Annotated in this window: 15 protein-coding genes; 12 read left to right on the forward strand and 3 right to left on the reverse strand. The window is 49.4% G+C overall.

What is annotated here, in order from left to right:
• Positions 1-6 precede the first annotated feature (6 nt).
• The 12 genes from B5M13_RS02835 (at position 7) to B5M13_RS02890 (ending at position 16,179) form a co-directional block, all read left to right on the forward strand.
• Positions 7-1,428, forward strand: coding sequence for a RagB/SusD family nutrient uptake outer membrane protein (locus B5M13_RS02835; RefSeq protein ID WP_080054200.1), 1,422 nt, complete (start codon positions 7-9; stop codon positions 1,426-1,428).
• A 201-nt stretch (positions 1,429-1,629) separates the two neighbouring features.
• Entirely contained in the window at positions 1,630-2,622 is a 993-nt protein-coding gene (locus B5M13_RS02840) for a glycoside hydrolase family protein (RefSeq protein ID WP_080054201.1), read from the forward strand.
• A 41-nt stretch (positions 2,623-2,663) separates the two neighbouring features.
• Positions 2,664-4,010, forward strand: a complete 1,347-nt coding sequence (locus B5M13_RS02845) for a Gfo/Idh/MocA family protein (protein WP_080054202.1) — start codon at positions 2,664-2,666, stop codon at positions 4,008-4,010.
• A 178-nt stretch (positions 4,011-4,188) separates the two neighbouring features.
• A complete protein-coding gene (locus B5M13_RS02850; RefSeq protein ID WP_080054203.1) occupies positions 4,189-5,079 on the forward strand; it encodes an alpha/beta hydrolase in 891 nt (296 codons plus the stop codon).
• A 180-nt stretch (positions 5,080-5,259) separates the two neighbouring features.
• On the forward strand, positions 5,260-5,487 hold the full coding sequence (locus B5M13_RS02855; RefSeq protein ID WP_080054204.1) for a hypothetical protein: 228 nt from the start codon (positions 5,260-5,262) through the stop codon (positions 5,485-5,487).
• A 321-nt stretch (positions 5,488-5,808) separates the two neighbouring features.
• The gene (locus B5M13_RS02860) at positions 5,809-6,441 is read left to right on the forward strand and encodes an RNA polymerase sigma-70 factor (protein WP_245859727.1); all 633 of its coding nucleotides are present in this window, start codon (positions 5,809-5,811) and stop codon (positions 6,439-6,441) included.
• A 9-nt stretch (positions 6,442-6,450) separates the two neighbouring features.
• Positions 6,451-7,461, forward strand: a complete 1,011-nt coding sequence (locus tag B5M13_RS02865) for a FecR family protein (RefSeq protein WP_080054206.1) — start codon at positions 6,451-6,453, stop codon at positions 7,459-7,461.
• 19 nt (positions 7,462-7,480) lie between these two features.
• Positions 7,481-10,972 carry a SusC/RagA family TonB-linked outer membrane protein gene (locus B5M13_RS02870; protein ID WP_080054207.1) on the forward strand — a complete coding sequence of 1,164 codons (3,492 nt, stop codon included), beginning with the start codon at positions 7,481-7,483 and terminating at the stop codon, positions 10,970-10,972.
• Positions 10,973-11,018: 46 nt separating this feature from the next.
• Positions 11,019-12,497 carry a RagB/SusD family nutrient uptake outer membrane protein gene (locus B5M13_RS02875; protein ID WP_080054208.1) on the forward strand — a complete coding sequence of 493 codons (1,479 nt, stop codon included), beginning with the start codon at positions 11,019-11,021 and terminating at the stop codon, positions 12,495-12,497.
• Between the two features lie 20 nt (positions 12,498-12,517).
• Positions 12,518-13,918 (forward strand): sulfatase family protein, encoded by a 1,401-nt coding sequence (locus tag B5M13_RS02880; RefSeq protein ID WP_245859729.1) that lies wholly within the window; start codon positions 12,518-12,520, stop codon positions 13,916-13,918.
• 15 nt (positions 13,919-13,933) lie between these two features.
• The gene (locus tag B5M13_RS02885) at positions 13,934-15,403 is read left to right on the forward strand and encodes a sulfatase family protein (RefSeq protein WP_080054210.1); all 1,470 of its coding nucleotides are present in this window, start codon (positions 13,934-13,936) and stop codon (positions 15,401-15,403) included.
• Positions 15,404-15,684: 281 nt separating this feature from the next.
• Positions 15,685-16,179 (forward strand): hypothetical protein, encoded by a 495-nt coding sequence (locus B5M13_RS02890; RefSeq protein WP_080054211.1) that lies wholly within the window; start codon positions 15,685-15,687, stop codon positions 16,177-16,179.
• A gap of 158 nt (positions 16,180-16,337) precedes the next feature.
• Here the strand turns inward: B5M13_RS02890 and B5M13_RS02895 are convergent, their stop codons facing one another.
• From B5M13_RS02895 to B5M13_RS02905, 3 genes are all read right to left on the reverse strand, one after another.
• Positions 16,338-17,165 carry a DUF4625 domain-containing protein gene (locus B5M13_RS02895; RefSeq protein WP_080054212.1) on the reverse strand — a complete coding sequence of 276 codons (828 nt, stop codon included), beginning with the start codon at positions 17,163-17,165 and terminating at the stop codon, positions 16,338-16,340.
• A gap of 35 nt (positions 17,166-17,200) precedes the next feature.
• Complete coding sequence (locus tag B5M13_RS02900; protein ID WP_080054213.1) at positions 17,201-17,680, reverse strand: DUF4625 domain-containing protein; 480 nt, start codon at positions 17,678-17,680, stop codon at positions 17,201-17,203.
• Between the two features lie 105 nt (positions 17,681-17,785).
• Complete coding sequence (locus B5M13_RS02905; RefSeq protein WP_080054214.1) at positions 17,786-18,742, reverse strand: DUF4625 domain-containing protein; 957 nt, start codon at positions 18,740-18,742, stop codon at positions 17,786-17,788.
• Between the last annotated feature and the right edge of the window lie 3 nt (positions 18,743-18,745).

Consider the following 18,745-nt stretch of genomic DNA (forward strand, 5'->3'; position numbering starts at 1 on the left):
TTTTCCATGAAACGTTTTTCATCTAGCTTACTCCTTCTACTCGGACTGGCCTCCTCGGCTTGCCAGGACGACTTCCTGGCCCTATCACCGATTTCGTCGGCCAACATCGATAAATTTTACCAGACTCCGGCCGATTTTCAGACGGCTATTCTGGGCGCATATTCGACCTTACAGACGGGCGGCATGTACGGAAACTGGTTTTTATTTGCCGAAGAACGCTCCGACAATACCGAACAGGAAGATTACGCAGGGACCACGCAGGTCTATGGCGATTTTGATACGTTTACCCTACTGTCTACCAACAGTTTTATATCCGATGCCTGGAATGCCCATTATCGGTTGATCAATCAGTGCAATACCGTTCTGAGCCGGATACCGTCGGTAAATTTTTCGGACGCCACCCAAAAAGACCAGTTGATCGGCGAAGCTAAATTTTTGCGGGCACTAGCCTATTTCAATCTGGTACGGGTGTATGGCGATGTTCCGCTGGTAACAACGGCCATTAGCGGGGCCGATGCCTATCAAGTCAATCGGAGTCCAGTAGCCGATATCTATACCCAAATTGGAGCCGACCTGGCCGATGCCAGTGCAAAACTGCCCGCGAGTTACACCGGAGCCAACCTAGGTAGAGCCACCAAAGGCGCTGCGGCAACGTTGCTGGGGAAAGTGTATCTGACGCAAAAGCAATATGATAAAGCCACCCAGACGCTCAAAACAGTAATTGATGCTGGTACCTACAGCTTGCTGCCTGCCTACGCCAGCGTGTTTCTGGATGCCAACGCGCAGAATAAAGAGTCGATTTTTGAAGTAGCCTATAAAGCCAGCAGTCAAGGTGAGGGCAGCACCTATGCTACCAATTTTTCGCCGAAACGGGGCGCCGTTTATGTCACGGGCCAGGGGAATGGGCAGGGCTACAACCGACCTACGCAGAACATGATTGCCGCCTATGAGCCGGGTGATCTGCGCAAACCTGTGTCGTTAAGCGAAACCTGGACCGATGGTAAGCAGGTGTACAATGATCCCTACGTAAAAAAGCAATTCATTACCCCCTTGGCGACTGCGTATGATGGCGATGGCAACTGGATTGTATTGCGTTACGCGGATGTGCTGCTTATGTATGCCGAAGCCCTGAATGAACAGGGGCAGACCAGTCAGGCGCTTCCCTTTCTCAACCAGGTTCGGGTCCGGGCGGGACTTGCGGAGCGTACTGGTCTGTCGCAGGCTGATGCCCGGCTCGCACTGGAACAGGAACGTCGCGTTGAGTTAGCCTTTGAAGGGCATCGCTGGTTCGACCTGGTTCGAACAGGCCGCGCCCTGACGGTGATGAAAGCAACGGGTAAGACTGTTTCGGAGCGGGATCTACTGTTCCCGATTCCCCAGCAGCAGATTGATATAAACCCGCTTTTAAAGCAAAACACGGGGTATTGATTTTAGTGTACTTTTCTTCCGCCAATCGGCGGAAGAAAAGTACACTAGGGGCTAGTCTATTAGGGATACAAATAGATTATAAAAAAAGGCGTTTTTGTCATGCTGACGCAGGAAGCATCTCAAAATTTCCTCATTGATAATTATGGATGCGTTAAGATGCTTCCTGCGTCAGCATGACAAAAAATAAGCTAGCCTACTGGTATGCAACCGCTTCTGATTTTATACCTGATCGCCGGGTTATTTACCCGGTCTGGGCCAGCGGAGCCACCCGTTAACAATCGGTTGACCGCATTGACATCGCCTATTCTGTTTCGAGGTGACGAGCACACGGCCTATCGCGACCCGGCATTCCTCTATCACCAGGATAGTCTGTACGTCTTTTTTACACTGGTACGCATTGAGGAGGAGCATAAAATTTACGCTTACGTTGCCATGAGTCGGACTAAAGACCTCCAGCATTGGACACCCATCCGCACCCTAACCCCCCGCGACCAACGGCTCAATTACAGTAGTCCCGGCAATGTTGTCCGGCAGGGCGACGAATGGGTATTGTGCCTGCAAACTTACCCCCGACCCGATTATACGACTGATCAAATGCCTCGGTATGCCACCCAGGATGCCCGGATTTTTACGATGCGCAGCCGGGATTTACATCACTGGAGTAGCCCGGAGTTGCTTCGCGTGAAAGGGTCTTCCGTAACAGAAAAGGATATGGGACGAATGATCGATCCGTATCTGCTGGCCGACAAAGACGCGCCGGGGAAATGGTGGTGTTTTTATAAACAGAATGGCGTCAGTATGTCGAGTTCTTACGATCTACGTAACTGGACCTTTGTCGGCCATACCGAGTCAGGCGAAAATGCCTGTGTGTTAGTCGAAGATAGCCAGTACATTCTGATGCATTCCCCGAAAAACGGTATCGGCTTAAAACGCTCAACGGATTTAAAAAGCTGGCAGGACTGGGGCGGACTCATAACACTGGGCCAGTCGGATTGGCCCTGGGCCAAGGGGCGACTGACGGCGGGCGCGGTCCTGAACCTCAAACAAGTTCCTGCCTTTGGCAAATATGTGATGCTCTTCCACGGTTCCGGGCCACTGAGTGAAGAGGCTGGAGACTTCGACAAAAATGCGTCCATAGGCATTGCCTGGAGCGATGACCTGCTGAACTGGCAATGGCCCGCCAAGACCCGTTGATCAATTGGTCTTCGGCTTATAGACAACCAAAACATACCTGAATGAAATCGAACGAACTTACCCGACGCGTTTTTTTACAACAATCGTCTATGGCTGCCGCCAGTGTGGTTACTGCCTCATCGCTTCCCTCTCTTACATTAAACGCGCCCAAACGTCGGGTGGCCATGGTTGGAACTGGGCATCGGGGAACCAGTATGTGGGGGATACCCGTCGTGCAGGAATTTGGTGATATCGTCGATTTTGTCGGGCTGTGCGACAAAAACATTGGACGAGCGACTACCGCCCAAAAATTGATGAACGTTACCTGCCCGGTCTATACCGACTTCGACAAAATGATGCGGGAGACCAAACCCGACGTGTTGATCGTCACCACGGTCGATGCGACCCACGATCAGTTTATCATCAAAGGGATGGAGATGGGCGCCGACATCATTACCGAAAAACCCATGACCACCGATGAAACCAAATGCCGGGCTATTCTGGATGCCGAAAAGCGGACAGGCAAAAAAGTGACGGTCACCTTCAATTATCGGTATTCACCCCACCGTCAGAAACTCTACGAACTGCTGCGCGAAGGCGTCATCGGGACGATTACTTCGGTTGACTTCCACTGGTATTTAGACATTCATCACGGGGCCGATTATTTCCGACGCTGGCACAGGCTCCAGGAAAACAGCGGTTCCTTGTGGGTACACAAAGCCAGTCACCACTTCGACTTGCTCAATTGGTGGCTGGAGTCCGAGCCGGAGCAGGTTTATGCGCAGGGAACGTTAGATTTTTACGGCAAAAAAGGGCCCTTCCGGGCGGAAAACTGCCGAAGCTGTTCCCACAAGAAGGACTGTAACTTTTACTGGGACATCACGAAGGATAAACGGTTAACGGCGCTCTACGTCGACAACGAGAAGTATGATGGCTACCTGCGAGATGGCTGTGTATTTAAAGACGATGTCAACATCGACGATAAAATGGCGGCTACCATTCGGTATGCCAACGGGGTTAATGTCAGTTATTCGCTGACCACCTATTCCCCTTACGAAGGTTACCGGATTGCCTTTAACGGAACGAAGGGACGACTGGAAGCCTGGATCAAGGAAACGGGTAAAATGCCAATCGAAGCTTATGACGAACTCATGCTATCCAAAAACTTTGGCGAGGTCGAGTACATTAAAGTGCCTCAGGCTGAAGGGCATGGCGGAGGGGATGCACGCCTTCGGGATAAGATTTTTCGAAACCCCAGCACCCCGGATGCATTCCGCCAGACGGCCGGAAGCCGGGATGGGGCCATGGCGATCCTGGTCGGCATTTGCGCGCGCAAAAGTAAGCAAACCGGTCAGTCTGTTCGTATTGAAGAAGTATCAGGGCTGAAGCCAAAAGCGATTAAAGGGTAAGGATAGTTCAATAAATAATGTAAAATGAACCGCACGGCCGACCCTGAATGCTTGATATTCATCTTATTTTCATTCTACATTGTCCATTTACTTATATGATAGGTTGGTAATTGAGCAAAGCACCACCGTCTTGTGTGATTGTTTTCTTTTATAACTGTGATCTTGCTTCACATTCAACATGATAAAAAAACTACTACTAATCGGTTACTGCTGCTTTTCAGCACTCATCGGGTTGGCTCAACAAGAAATTCCGTTGTATACGGGGGCCATACCCAATGTGAAAGCATCGGAGGTCAACGAAATAAAACGAGCCGATCAGAGTGTATCCAATGTCGTTCGGCCAACGCTGACTCTCTTTTTACCAGCCAAGGAAAAAGCCACCGGTACGGCTGTCATTGTCTGCCCCGGCGGTGGCTACGAAACGCTGGTTATGAAACGGGAAGGCTTCGACATTGCCGAAGCCTTTGCTAAAATAGGCGTGACTGCTTTTGTGCTGAAATACCGGCTGCCCAGTGAGAAAACAATGATCGATCCATCTATTGGTCCTTTGCAGGATGCCCAGCAAGCGCTGAGAACCATTCGCCAACGTTCAACCGAATGGGGTGTTGATCCAAACCGAATCGGGATTATGGGCTTTTCGGCTGGTGGTCATCTGGCGGCTACCGCCGGAACTCATTTTCAAAAGCCGGTCATCGACAATCCTGAATCCATAAACCTACGACCGGATTTTATGATCCTGATTTATCCGGTAATTAGCCTGTCGCATGAAATTGGCAGCGAGAAAACACGCAAAAATCTGCTTGGTATGTCACCTAGTCCGGAGCTAATCAGGCTCTATTCCAACGAATTGCATATTGACAAAACGACCCCGCCAACTTTCTTAACCCATGCGGGTGATGACTCGAAAGTGCCCGTTAAAAACAGCTTGGTCTTCTATGAGGCCCTCCAGCAAAACGGTGTACCAGCCAACCTGCATATATACAGCAAAGGCGAACATGGCTTCGGCAAAACCCCAGCGTTCGACGAGTGGTTTGGGCGGATCCACCAGTGGATGAAAGATATGCACTAACTGTTATTATTGGGATCGTTGACTAAATAATATTTTCTCGTTTCATTGTCGAATGGGTGGACTAAAACTATTAGTAAGGCCTTCGATCTGCCCGCTGAGTTCATCGAAATGAAGCTGTTCGGAAGGCTGGGTCGTCGGGCTTAGTTGTTCGTTAATTGACAGCAGTTCCTGCAAAACCGTATGTCCAGCTTCCCGTTGCAGGTAAAGCAGACAATGCTGACGAACGGCCCAATACAGGTAAGCCCGGTACGAAAAAGTAATTCGCTCGAACAGGCGCTTCTGCCAGAAAAGCTGAACAGATCGGCAACAATAGCTTCGGTCAGCATCGTTGAGTATACATCGATACGATGGAATCAGGCCCGCTTGAAGGCAGCAGACGAACAGACTGGTTTCCTGGGAATGAATTAGACGGTAGGGGACCCATAGTTGATATGTGGTTCTCTATAGATACCATTTGGGCGATTTTTCCTAATGCGTTCGTCAGAAAAGTTGCCGCTTCTGGTCGGGCCGCTTCGCCATCCCAGCCTTTTCCTATTTGTTAAGTCGAGTTACGCTGGAGTGGAGAAAATAATCGTTAAAACTAAGCCGGATTCTTTGAGAGATTCATAAATTTCTAAAAAAGTTTCAATTGGGCTCGGGGGTAGGGCTGCTTTTATTGTCTATAGGCTACGAACCCTACGAATGGAGCCCATGCAGACGGTCGCTTTCAGGTATAATCAACAACGTTCCGTGAAACCCACAGAACCCGGTCCGTCAGCAACCGATGCTAACCAGGAGCTGGATGCCGAATATTTTATTCGTCTGGCTTTTGAAACCGACCCGAAGCGGGGTTGCGAACTATTGTTCCGGGCCTATTACCGCGATTTGTGCAGTACGGCCATCCGATTTGTCTATTCCCGTCAGGCAGCCGAAGATATTGTCGGCGAAGTTTTCCTGCTGTTCTGGAATAATCAGGTTTATCAAACCATAACCATTTCGTATCGAGCCTATCTGTTCCGCGCTGTTCGGAATCGGGCGCTCAACTACATCAAATTTGATCTGAATCGATCGGCTTCGCTGGATTTACTTCCTGATGACAGCGAGCCGGATACGACCGTTCAACAACCTGATCAAATTTTACAGGTGGATGAGCTGCTACGACGTATTAATGAAATCGTGCGTACGCTGCCGCTGCAAGCCCAGCGGGTGTTCATCATGAGCCGTTTCGACGGTCGATCGCATGCTGAAATCGCCCAGGAGTTACAGATCAATCATAAAACGGTTGAAAGCCATATCACACGGGCTTTGTCGAGCCTAAGGCATTTACTTCGTCAGGAACTGTGTCTGTTGTTACCAGGATTATTATACGCACTAGTAAGCTAATCCTCACCTATGAATACTGCGATAAACAAAGAGCTTCTATTCACCCATTTCGACGGGCGAACCACCCCGCTTCAGATCGAACTGCTTCGGGAGTGGCTGCAAACGGCGGAGAATCAGCAGGTTTATTATGGCTGGTTACAGGAATGGGAGCACCAAAATCCACAGGTATTTACCGACCCCGATCAAGCTTATTCCCTGTTTCTACACAAATTGGATGCATCACCACAATCCGTCTCAACCCGTCAGGTTCCCATACTGAAACGTTGGCATGTAAGGAGCTTTTTAGCGGCCGCTTCGGTAGCAATTTTTCTGCTCGCCGTTATGTACCTAACCCAGCCGTACTGGAGTATGCGTACCATTGCAACCGACTATGGGGAAGTGCGATCTGTGGTACTCGACGACGGTAGCCGGGTAACGCTGAACGCGAATTCAAAACTTCAGATCCCCCGATTTCACCTAAGAACCTCATCCCGCGATGTGTTTTTACAGGGAGAAGCAGAGTTTGCTATCGTGCATACGATTTCGCACGACCCGTTTAAAGTGCATACCGCCAATGACGTAGAAGTGATTGTTTTAGGAACGGAATTTACGGTCAATACGCGCCGGAATAATACGCGGGTGGTACTAAATCGGGGTAAGGTGAAGGTACGTTATCCGACGCCTAATCAAATCAATACGCTGACGATGAAACCGGGCGATTGGGTTACCCTCACCCCAAATGAACGGCCAAAACGAGGACGTCAGTCCATTGACCAAACTACGGGAGCCAATTGGAAAAATTATCAGTACACCTTTCGAAACACACCGTTGCCGGAAATTGCAGCCCTGATCAGCGATAATTTCGGGGTCACGGTTCAACTGGATGAAGCCCTGACCAAACGGAGTGTTACCGGTACATTTCACGCGCAAAATGCAGATGAACTCATACAGGCACTCATAGAACTATTCGAGTTTGACGTAATCCGTCAGGGAAAGATAATAAAGCTGGTTTTATCTGATTCAACGAAGACCCTAAACTAATTTCTAAATCCTTTTCTCTATGAAAATTTGGCTACTATCCAGTTGCTGGGGACTTGCTTTGTTCTCTTTTTTTCCGGCACCGGCGCAATTACTGGCGACCTCGCGCGTAAAACCAACTTATTATCAGGCACAAACCTCAACCATACGTTTGCAGGATGCCTTACTGGAACTGCAGCGGATTTATCACGTGGATATTCTATTCGAAGAGGCCAGTATGCAGCAGATCAAGGTGCCCGCCAATCAGCTTGATTTTAGCGGCTCACTGGAAAAAAACCTGCGCAAAGTGCTGATCCCAAATGGATTTGGGTATAAAAAACTAGCTAAAGGCGGCTATGTTGTGCGTCGGTTGCCAACCGCTAGGGAAGAGCTTCCCAGACAACGGGCCGACATGCAGGTCGATGTAAAAGACATCCTCATGATCCCCCCAACGCTGGAAACGGTTGAGCCGATGGCCGAACCCGCTAAGGCAGACCGTACCGTAACCGGAAAAACAACAGACGAAAAAGGGGAAGAACTACCAGGAGTAAGTGTTATTATCAAAGGAACCCAGCGAGGCACAACTTCCGATAATAATGGAAACTACTCCCTTAAGGTACCCGATGGAAATCCGACTCTTATTTTCTCGTTTGTAGGCTACATTCCTCAAGAAGTGGTTCTGGGCAATCAGTCAATAGTAAATGTTGCCCTTCTGACCGACAACCGAGCGTTAAAAGAAGTCGTTGTCGTCGGCTATGGTACCCAGCAGGCTAAAGATGTGACGGGGGCTGTAGCTACCCTCAACCAGTCTGCAATTAAAGATTTGCCGGTATCGTCGCTGGATCAAAAGATGATTGGTCAGGTGGCCGGTGTACAGATCCAGCAGGTGTCTGGAGCACCGGGGGCGGGTACGTCGATACGCATTCGGGGGAGTGGGTCGCTGGGCGCTGGTAACGAGCCCTTATACGTAGTCGATGGAATGCCTTATTCATCGGGGCTAAATCAAAACTTGAATCCGCTGGTCTTCATCAACCCTAATGACATTGAATCCATCACCATTCTGAAAGATGCATCGTCGACCGCCATTTACGGTTCGCGCGGGGCGAATGGTGTGGTCATGATTACGACCAAACAAGGCCAGTTTAACCGCACTCAGATCACTGGCTCAGTAATGCGGGGTGTTCAGGTTGTCCCCCAAAAAGGACGGCCTAAATTGATGAACCAGCAGGAGTTTATTGACCTGCAACGCAACAAAATTGACATTGCCGTGCTTCGGGCCGAAAATCGGGCCACTACCCTGGCCGACTATCCAGCTGAGTATCAGCACCCCGAACAACTGGTTGGAAAAGGAACGGACTGGTACGATCTGATTCTCCAGGCGGCACCCATTCAGGACTATAACGTCAATCTCAACCGGGGATCACAGGATTCGCGGCTGAGTGCCAGTCTTGGGTATTTCAAACAGGATGGGGTATTGCGTTTTACCGGTATTGAACGATACAGTGCCCGGCTCGGTATGGATTCGAATCTGGGAAAAGCGTTTCGGGTGGGCGTTTCTCTCCAGCCAACCTTCATCAACCAAACCCGTACTAATACGAACACCAGCCGGGAAGATGTGATTGGGGTTGCGAACTGGGCCAACCCGGTAATGTCGCCCTATGATGCGAACGGAAACCTGATTCCCTACATTGTTTCGCCCCAAAGTAAGTACCATTCGGCCTGGAGTTTTGCTAATCCTTTGTTTACTCTTCGGGAAACTACCCAGTCTCAGCAGCAATTTCAAAATATTGGTATTGCCTTCCTCGAATGGTCGATAACCCCGGATCTGAAAGTAAAAACCTCCGTCAATACGATCTGGTCGACTTCCAAATTTTCGCAATACGTTCCCAGTACGGTCGGTGGGTCAAACCGGCCACCGGTAGCCGGAACGGGAAGCTCGGTCAATACAAACGGGCAGAGTTTCAACTGGCTCATCGAAAACACACTGACCTATAAAAAAGCGTTCGGTGATCACCGAATCGATGCTGTGGCGGGCTACACAACCCAGAAAAATACAACGAATACATTGACCCTTACGGCGGGCCCCTACGGCAATGACCTGATCCAGACCATCAACGCAGCCCCCGCCATCAGTGCCTGGGGACAAACGATTGACGAATGGAGTATCATCTCATATTTGGGTCGGATAAACTACGGATTCAAAGAAAAATACCTGCTCACGGCAACCATCCGGTCCGATGGCTCATCCCGCTTTGGTTCCCGAAATCGGTATGCCTATTTCCCGTCGCTGGCTGGGGCCTGGCGAATCTCGGAAGAAGCGTTCATGAAGAATAATCCGTACGTAAATAACCTTAAACTGCGGGTTAGCTACGGCAAAAGCGGCAACAACAACATTGGTAATTACTCTCATCTGGCCTCCATTAATTCAGGTGCCTACGTTTTTGGATCGACTCAGGTATCCGCTTCTTATGTAGGGTTAGCCAATCCCTATTTAACCTGGGAGGAATCGCAACAGGTCGATGCGGGGGTGGATGCCGAATTCCTTAATGGGCGGTTCTCGCTGACGGTCGATGTCTATAACCGGTTAAGCAAAAACATGCTGCTGAACGACGTCATACCGGCAATTACGGGCTATAATACAGCGGTTGTCAACAAAGGCAACGTCCGCAATCAGGGACTGGAAATTGCTCTGGGCGCCAAACCCATTATGGGTACATTGAACTGGGACATTGGCGCTAATATCGCGTTCAACCGGAATAAAGTACTCTCCCTGAATGACAATGGCGACCGGATTTTATCGGGCAATAACGACAACAATCCAACGAACGTTACCGTTGTGGGTCAGCCTGTTGGCCAGTTTTTTGGTTTTGTACTCGATGGCGTTTATTCGGATGCCGACATTGCCAATCCGAATCTGGCTAAAACCGCACAGGTATATGCCGGTAATCCTAAATACCGGGATATCAATGGCGATGGTATTGTTAATGATTTGCTGGATTACACCATCATCGGCAATCCTTATCCAAAGTTCACTTTTGGGCTGACGAATAACCTGACTTATAAGCGGTTCAATCTGGGCATTATCGTGAATGGCTCCTTTGGAGGTCACGTAATGAACGGACTTCGGCAAACGGTCGATAACCTGCAGGGATTTTTCAATGTTCGCGAAGAGTGGGTAAACCGCTGGCGGAGTTCAGACAATCCGGGTACGGGTATGTTATATGGAGTGCCCAAGCTGACGCCAAGCTGGGGTCACCGGGTCAATACGATGTGGGTTGAAGATGCTTCATTTTTACGCATCGCCAACCTATCGCTGGGCTATTCCCTTCCGGATAAACTCGTTCGGAAAAGTGGTTTTCTGGAGGGATGCCGTCTGTACATGACCATTCAAAACCTGGCCATGTTTACCCGCTACGAAGGCGCCAATCCAGAAGGACAGTCGAAAAGCATCGACAACACGCTGTCGCCCGGTTTCGATATTACGTCCTATCCGCTGGCCCGGACAACCTCGTTTGGCCTCAATTTACAATTCTGATCCTACTCGTTCAGGGCTTTATATTCATCATTAACCGTCAAACAAAATGAGACACCTCATTTGCGGATTCCTCCTCCTGGTATTGACAGGCTGCTCCAACAGTTTTCTGGAACTCTACCCCAAAACGACGTTAAACGAAGGGAATTTCTACCAATCGGAAGTGGAGTACATTTTACTGGCCAATGGTTGTTACGTACCGATTCGGGATTATGAAAAGAATATTCACTGGGTGATGGCGGAGTTGATTTCCGATAACGCCAGTTTCCAGTATAATACCAAAACGGGCGAAGCGTCTAAAGGGGTGATTGACCAGTTCATCTTCACCTCCGACAACGTAGCCTATTCCAGCTTCTGGAACCTCTCCTACAACGGTATAACCCGGTGCAACAAACTACTCAGCGAACTGGAAAGAACCGGTGTAAGCTGGTCAAAGATTTCCTATAAAGATCGCTGTGCCGGCGAAGCGCTGTTTTTGCGGGCCTTGTACTATTTCAATTTGGTTCGGCAGTTTGGGGGCGTGCCGCTGGTATTAACGCCCATTACGTCGCAGGAAGCGGGAAACGTGAAACGGAGTACGGAAGAGCAGGTGTATACCAGTATCATCAGCGACCTCAAGCAGGCGGCTACCCATTTTGCCAGCGCCAGGGATGTGGAAGAGGTGGGCCGCGCTAATGAAATGGCGGCTTTGGCCATGCTGGGTAAGGTGTATCTGACCCGACTTAATTATGCCGAGGCCGAACAGGTGCTAAAATCGGTGATTATGGCGGGGAAATATAGCCTGCAACCCAACTATGCTGACGTTTTTAACCCAGCCAGTAAGGATTACAAAGAAACACTTTTTGCCATTCAGTACTCCGAAAGCAGCGCTGATCTGGCGAGTCGGTTCATTTTCTGGTTTGCGCCCAACACTTCGGGCGGGGAGATAACCAAACGCCCGAATATCAGTGTCGTTGGATCGGGGTGGAATCAGCCCACGCAGGATTTGATAAACGCATTCGAAGCGGGTGATAAACGAAAAGACGTCTCCATCGGATTCTGGAAAGGTGTCGACTGGGATTCTCAGATTCGTTCCATACCCTATTGTGCCAAATACAAACCACCTATTTCGGCTCCCGACGATCGATGTAGCGATAATCTGCCCGTTTTGCGCTATTCCGATGTACTGTTGATGTATGCCGAAACGCTTAATGAACTCGGTAGGACGAGCGAAGCGCTTCCCTACGTGCAGCAGGTTCGTACCCGAGCGGGTTTGGTAAATTCCCTGGCTGGCCTGGATAAGACAGCACTGCAAACCCTGATTGCCAAAGAACGGCAGGTTGAATTCTGTTTTGAAAATCAGCGCTGGTATGACTTAAAACGAACGGGAAAAGCGATTGAGGTGATGACTGCCCATGGCAAACGGGAGAAATCGCTTAAATCGTTCTTGTATCCTGAAGCATACGCTATTACGCCCGCCAAACTAGTAGCGCCCATTCCGAATACGGAGGTTTCTATCAATAAAATTGAGCAGAATCCTGGCTATTAACCCAACTAATATTTAGCATCTTGAAACCATTCCTTTTCTTACTAGTCGCCGGAATCGTAGCCATCGGCTTTCGACCGATGGACCGTTGTTCAGCTAAGCTGCCCACAGCTCCCAATATTATATTCTTGCTGGCCGACGACCAGCGATGGGATGCGCTTGGGGTGGCAGGGAATACCATCATCCAAACCCCTAACCTCGACCGACTGGCCCGCGATGGATTTTATTTCCGCCGTTCCTATGTGACGACTCCCATCTGTGCCATTAGCCGGGCCAGCATCTTTAGCGGACAATACGCCCGCCGTCATGGGATCATCGATTTTGCCACCCCGTTTACCGATTCTGCGTTGGCTAATACCTATCCTATGTTGTTGAAAAAAGCAGGCTATCGAATCGGATTTATTGGCAAATATGGGGTTGGTAACAAAATGCCGACCGAAGCCTATGACTACTGGCGTGGCTTCGGAGGACAAGGTAATTATGCTGCGAAGGACGCCCAGGGCCAGCCGATTCATCTGACCGATTTGATGGGCCAGCAAATGGAGGAGTTCCTCCAGGCCAACCCTCAGGGCAAGCCGTTTTGCCTTTCGGTGAGCTTTAAGGCTCCCCACGCCCAGGATGCAGCTAATCCCGAATTTCCCTATGCCGACCGTTTCGGAAAACTCTACACTGACAAAACCATAAAACGCCCTGTTCTGGCTCAGGATAAATATTATCGGCAATTTCCGGAGTGGTTTCGGCATAACGACAAGAACGAGTCCCGCATTCGCTGGAGCCGCCGATTTGCGACCGATTCGCTATTTCAGCAAACCACCAAATCCTACAATCGGCTGATTACCGGGGTAGATGATGTGGTGGGGCAGCTCCGTCGTTCGTTGCAGCAGCGTGGCTTATCAGAAAATACGATCATCGTCTATACGAGCGACAATGGTTTTTACGAAGGTGAGTATGGCTTTGCCGATAAATGGTATGGCCATGAGTTATCGATTCGGGTACCGCTGATCATCTACGATCCTAGGCAACAAGCCTGGCACGGACGAACTACGGACCAGTATACGCTTAACATTGATATTGCGCCAACCCTGCTAACGTTTGCGGGGGTGTCGGTACCAGCCAGAATGCAGGGCCATACGCTGACCCAATTGATGGATACCCCCGCAACTCCCTGGCGAAAAGAATTCTATTTCGAGCATCCGATTAATATTCCGGCTGTATTTATTCCGCAATCGGAAGGAGTATTGAGTGCTGATCGGAAATACGTTCACTATTATAACGTTCGGGAACCTGCCGATACCTACGAAGAAGTCTATGACCTGAAAGCCGATCCGAAGGAACTTGTCAATCTGGCGGCTCAGCCGCAGGGAAAGGCTCTGAAGACAACGTTACTGCCCATCTTTGAGCGACTAAAAGAGGCCGCCCGATAACCTGCTTATTCCGCTATGAAATATTCTTTTGTTTTTGTAGGTGGTGCATTCCTGATGGGCCTGATTGCCTGGAAACCATCGTCACCCGTTAGCCGCCCAGCCGTAGTTCCCCCCAGTAGTCGCAAACCTAACATTGTGATCGTAATGGCCGACCAATGGCGGGCTCAGGATATTGGCTATGCAGGTAATAAACAGGTGATCACTCCCAATCTGGATAAACTGGCCGGTGAGTCAGTCAATGCCCGCCTGTGCGTTGCCGAAGTGCCCGTCTGTTCGCCCACCCGGGCAAGCCTGCTGACAGGGCAACACGCTACTACCCACGGAGTATTTTATAATGACCGACCACTTCGCAATGAAGCCGTCACGCTGGCGGAGGTATGTCAGCAAAATGGGTATCGGACGGGATTTATCGGGAAATGGCACATCAACGGTGGAATGGACAAGAACTTCGCACCGGGGCGACTGGCGCCCATTCCGGTCGATCGGCGGCAGGGTTTCGAGTATTGGCGTGCTCTGGAATGTACCCACGATTATAACAATTCGCCTTACTACAATGAAGTAAACAAGCGGTTTGTCTGGCAACAATACGACGCCATCAGCCAGACCGATTCGGCCATTTCGTTCATGACTCAACCCCGCGATAAGCCTTTCCTGCTGGTACTGGCCTGGGGCCCACCGCATGATCCTTACCAGACAGCTCCGAAGGAATATCGCCAGAAATACGCCAATCAAACCATCCAGTTGCGCCCAAATGTACCAGTTAAGGATACTATGGAAGCCAACCGGGCTTTAAAAGGCTATTACGCCCATATCAACGCGCTCGACGATTGCATTGGTCGGTTGCAGGCTGCCCTGAAACAAGCCAAACTGGAGGATAATACCATCTTTGTGTTCACGTCCGATCACGGCGACATGCTGTATTCGCACGATCAGATCAACAAACAAAAACCCTGGGATGAATCCATTCGCATCCCTTTCCTGCTCAAATACCCCGCCGGACTGAGCCGCAAAGGCAGCACGCTCGACGTCCCCGTTACTTTAACCGATGTAATGCCGACTTTACTGTCGATGACCGGACAGAAAATTCCTGCCAGTGTGGAAGGGCATGATTTTGCGGCTCTCTTCCGAAATCCGCGTGCACCTCGTCCTGATGATGCAGCCCTGATTGCCTGTATTGTTCCCTTCCACCAATGGAATTACGCACGGGGTGGGCGCGAGTATCGCGGTATTCGTACAGCCCGGTACACGTATGTACGGGATCTGAATGGTCCATGGCTATTGTATGACAATCTGAAAGACCCGTATCAATTGACAAATTTGGTCGATCAGTCAGGTATGGCCCAGACCAAACAGCAACTGGAGACAATACTGACGCAAAAACTTCGGGATGCGAACGACAGTTTTTCACCCGGTAATATTTACATGGACAAATGGCACTACCCCTGGGCCTCCATTGATTCAGTAGGTAATCCGTATTATAAATAGGCCAAAATAGATCGACGTTTTCGCGTACGATTTTAGTCAATGCCAATTACTGCGATAAGTTGTTCATTAACAGAGTTTTATTTCTGAGCGGGGAGAAGCCGAAAAGATCCGCTACCCATAAAAAAGCCGACAATCATGTAGGTAGCCCGGTACTATGCAATTGATTGGATTGACCATTCATTGACTTTTAATCCGTCAAATTTTAATGTCGAAGCTCAAACAATAGGCTAACCAAAATAGTATATTTGCTACATTGTTGCATTTGGCAAACTTATACATACATGAAGCGACTTTTTTCTTATCTGACTGCCGTTGCGTTGGTTATTGCCATTTTGGTCGGTTGTCAATCAAACAATAAATCGGGCGAATCGCATCAGACGCTGATAGCTCAGCACGACTCACTCGAAGCCAGTCATCAGCAATTGGAAGCGACCCATCACCAGATGGAAGGCGAACATGAAAAAATGAAAGCGGCTCATGACGCCTTACCCGAGAGCTTTACCCAGCATGCAGCTATCGAAGCCAAACACGAAAAACTGCTGGTCGAACATGCCCAGATCATAGCGAAACATGAGGCAATGATGAAGGAGCACGCCGAACTGGAAGCTAAACATGAGAAAGGTGAAGTGTCGGACGAACAGATGATAAAAGATCATGAGCGTATGAAGGCCGAAGACGAGCAGATGATGCAGGACGATAAGCGCATGATTGACGAGGAAGCTCAGATGATCAAAGACCACGAAAAGATGATGGCTGAGCACCGCAAGAAGCAGTAACGTTCTGGCTCTATGACCAACCAAAAACGGACGACCATCAATCAGGTCGTCCGTTTTTGGTTGCAACAAAGGTACTTCACAGGTATATCGGCATATGGTAGTTCTTTCTGCATCTGGTTGAGAAAAGAATACCCGTTTGCAAACACGCCAATTCACAATCAATAATTGATTGTAATGGGATAATGCGGAGACACGACGTAATTGGCGCCATAGGCGTTGGTCGCTACGACGATTAGGTAATACTTGCCGGATTGCCAGGCGTTAGTACCCGTGATATCCTTGAACATGTCCTTAGCCGCCCCAACGGTGATATTGGCGTCAAACGGGTAGGCCATCGTGGGCGTTTTAAAATCGTACCCCAGGGCCAGTGAAATCGAGTTTGTCGAGTTTAGACTGGTGTCGCTTATTTTTTGATCCTCCCGAAGCAGGCCCACGTAAACGATACCAATTCCTTTGTCTTCGGTAACCGTACCTTTTATCGAAATAACATCGCCTTTCTTAAAGGTTGCGCCGTTGGCAGGGGCAGCGGTAACGGTAATGACCGGGGGCGTAAAATCACTCAGGGACAAAATCTCGAGATCTTTTTTTACCTCCGTTACTCCGCCTTTAGTATCCTTTACCAGCATCGTAAAATCGTACATGCCTGTACCTGCGGTAACCGGTATAATGATGTGCTCATGGAACGTAGTATTCTTGACATTGGCATACACGCCTGTATAGGTCGTGTCCTTTTGCCATTTCGAGGCATACGTTACATTGCTTTTCTGCGTAATCTTCACCTGAATGTTACTGATCGTATTGACAGCTACCAGCTCGGACGCAATATGGATGTCTTTACCGGCGTAGGCCTGCTGGCTGTTGGAGGTGCCCAGCTCAAACGTCTTCACTTCAGGTTTAACAAGATCAGCAGGCTCTTCCTTTTCGCAGGAGAACAGCACCGATGCCGAAAGGGCAATCGCCAGAAAGGGGAATTTAGTCAACTTCATGAGTATAAAAATTGGGATGAGTTACTATTGTGTATTTACTTGATTTTGATGCTCAGGCCTTTGATGGTCTGCCAGCCTTCCTTGTCGGTCAGCCGGATCAGGAAATGATAATCGCCCGGATCTACGTCGGCGGGCACCTGAATGGCTTGCTGAACGGCGTAGGTCTTCAAATTGGCCGGAATGGGGTACGTCTGAATGAGCAGAAAGGGTTTTACTGGGGTTTTCACCGGGTCCAGGTTGCAGGTTTCGATCTCCGTACTGTGATTATGATGATCGAAGTTGTTGTGAATATCCACACTCACCGAGCCCAGCTGGGCGTTGTCGCTCAGCTGCGCCTGGAACATAAACGTTCCGCCCCGGTTGACGGTGCTACAACCCTTGGGAAAGGCCGTGGCACTCGTAATGTCGATTACCGGATATTCGGTATCGGGGGTTATTTCATTCTCCTTACTACAGCCGCCAAGCAACAGCAAAGTGCCTAAAACAACCGTCACGGAAAAGCTTCTGGTTTTCATATGCATTAGAAAATGGCTTGGTTTTGCTGCCCAATAGTGGCAGAGCCAGGTCGTTTGGATTCGGGGAAGCAGGTTTGCCGGCTATGGCAAACCTGCGTTGACGGCCTACTTAATCTCAACAGGAACTTCGATGTACTGGAAGAAGCTCATGTTGTAGGTCGTGTTTTTATAGATCACCCCATAATAATACGTACCTGATTCCCAGGCTTTAGCACCGCTGACCGGGCTGGGCGATGGCGTATTGTTGTCATTGGCGGCTCCGATGGCAAAAGCCGGGAAGACGCGGATCGGTTTAAACGACACCAGATCAAACGTAGCATTAGAAAAATCGCCTACCGTTGCCATGCCTTTGTGCTCGAGGACATCATAGACAATGGCTTTGCTGAAGTCAATTTTATCGATTGACTCGGGGCGGTGGTTATGCTTCTTGTTGATTAACAGCAGGTACATCTTACCATCACCTTTCACTCCGGAGATGGTGGCCTGCGTTTTGATCGTGTCCCCTTTTATTAATGCCTGACCTGGCGTGATGAAGGCTCCATTGCGGTAATACCGTGCGTTGTTACGGTAGGTAAGAAAAATCGAGAGAACAGGGTTAACGGGCAGATTTTTCTCCAGGTAGAGAGCAACATTCCGTTTCTCTTCCAGCTTAGTACCGTTCTGATCCTTAACAATAATCAGAAAGTCATACTTGCCTTCGGGTGCGTCGGCTGGAATATCAAAGTGCTTATGCACCGTGGCATTTTTGACACCCTGATAGCTGTCGGTCCAGGTGATCTCATGTTGCCAGGCTTTGGCGTAGGTTTCTCCGGCCTTTGGTAGAATTTTAATTTGTACGTTTTCGATCTTGTCGCCGGCCAATACTTCGACGTTCAAATGAAAATCTTTGCCAATCACCCCGATTTCGTTGTTGCCCAGACCAATCTCCACATTGGAAACCGTCGGTATGGGCAGCGCGGGTTCTTCGTCTTTTTTACAGGCGGTAAAGGTGGCGGCACAAAGCAGAAAGGCAAAAATGGTGCGGCTTAGGTGGGCAAATCGTTGGTTGACTTGTCGATTCATGGT

The sequence above is a fragment of the Spirosoma aerolatum genome (assembly GCF_002056795.1).
GTDB classification, from domain to species: domain Bacteria; phylum Bacteroidota; class Bacteroidia; order Cytophagales; family Spirosomataceae; genus Spirosoma; species Spirosoma aerolatum.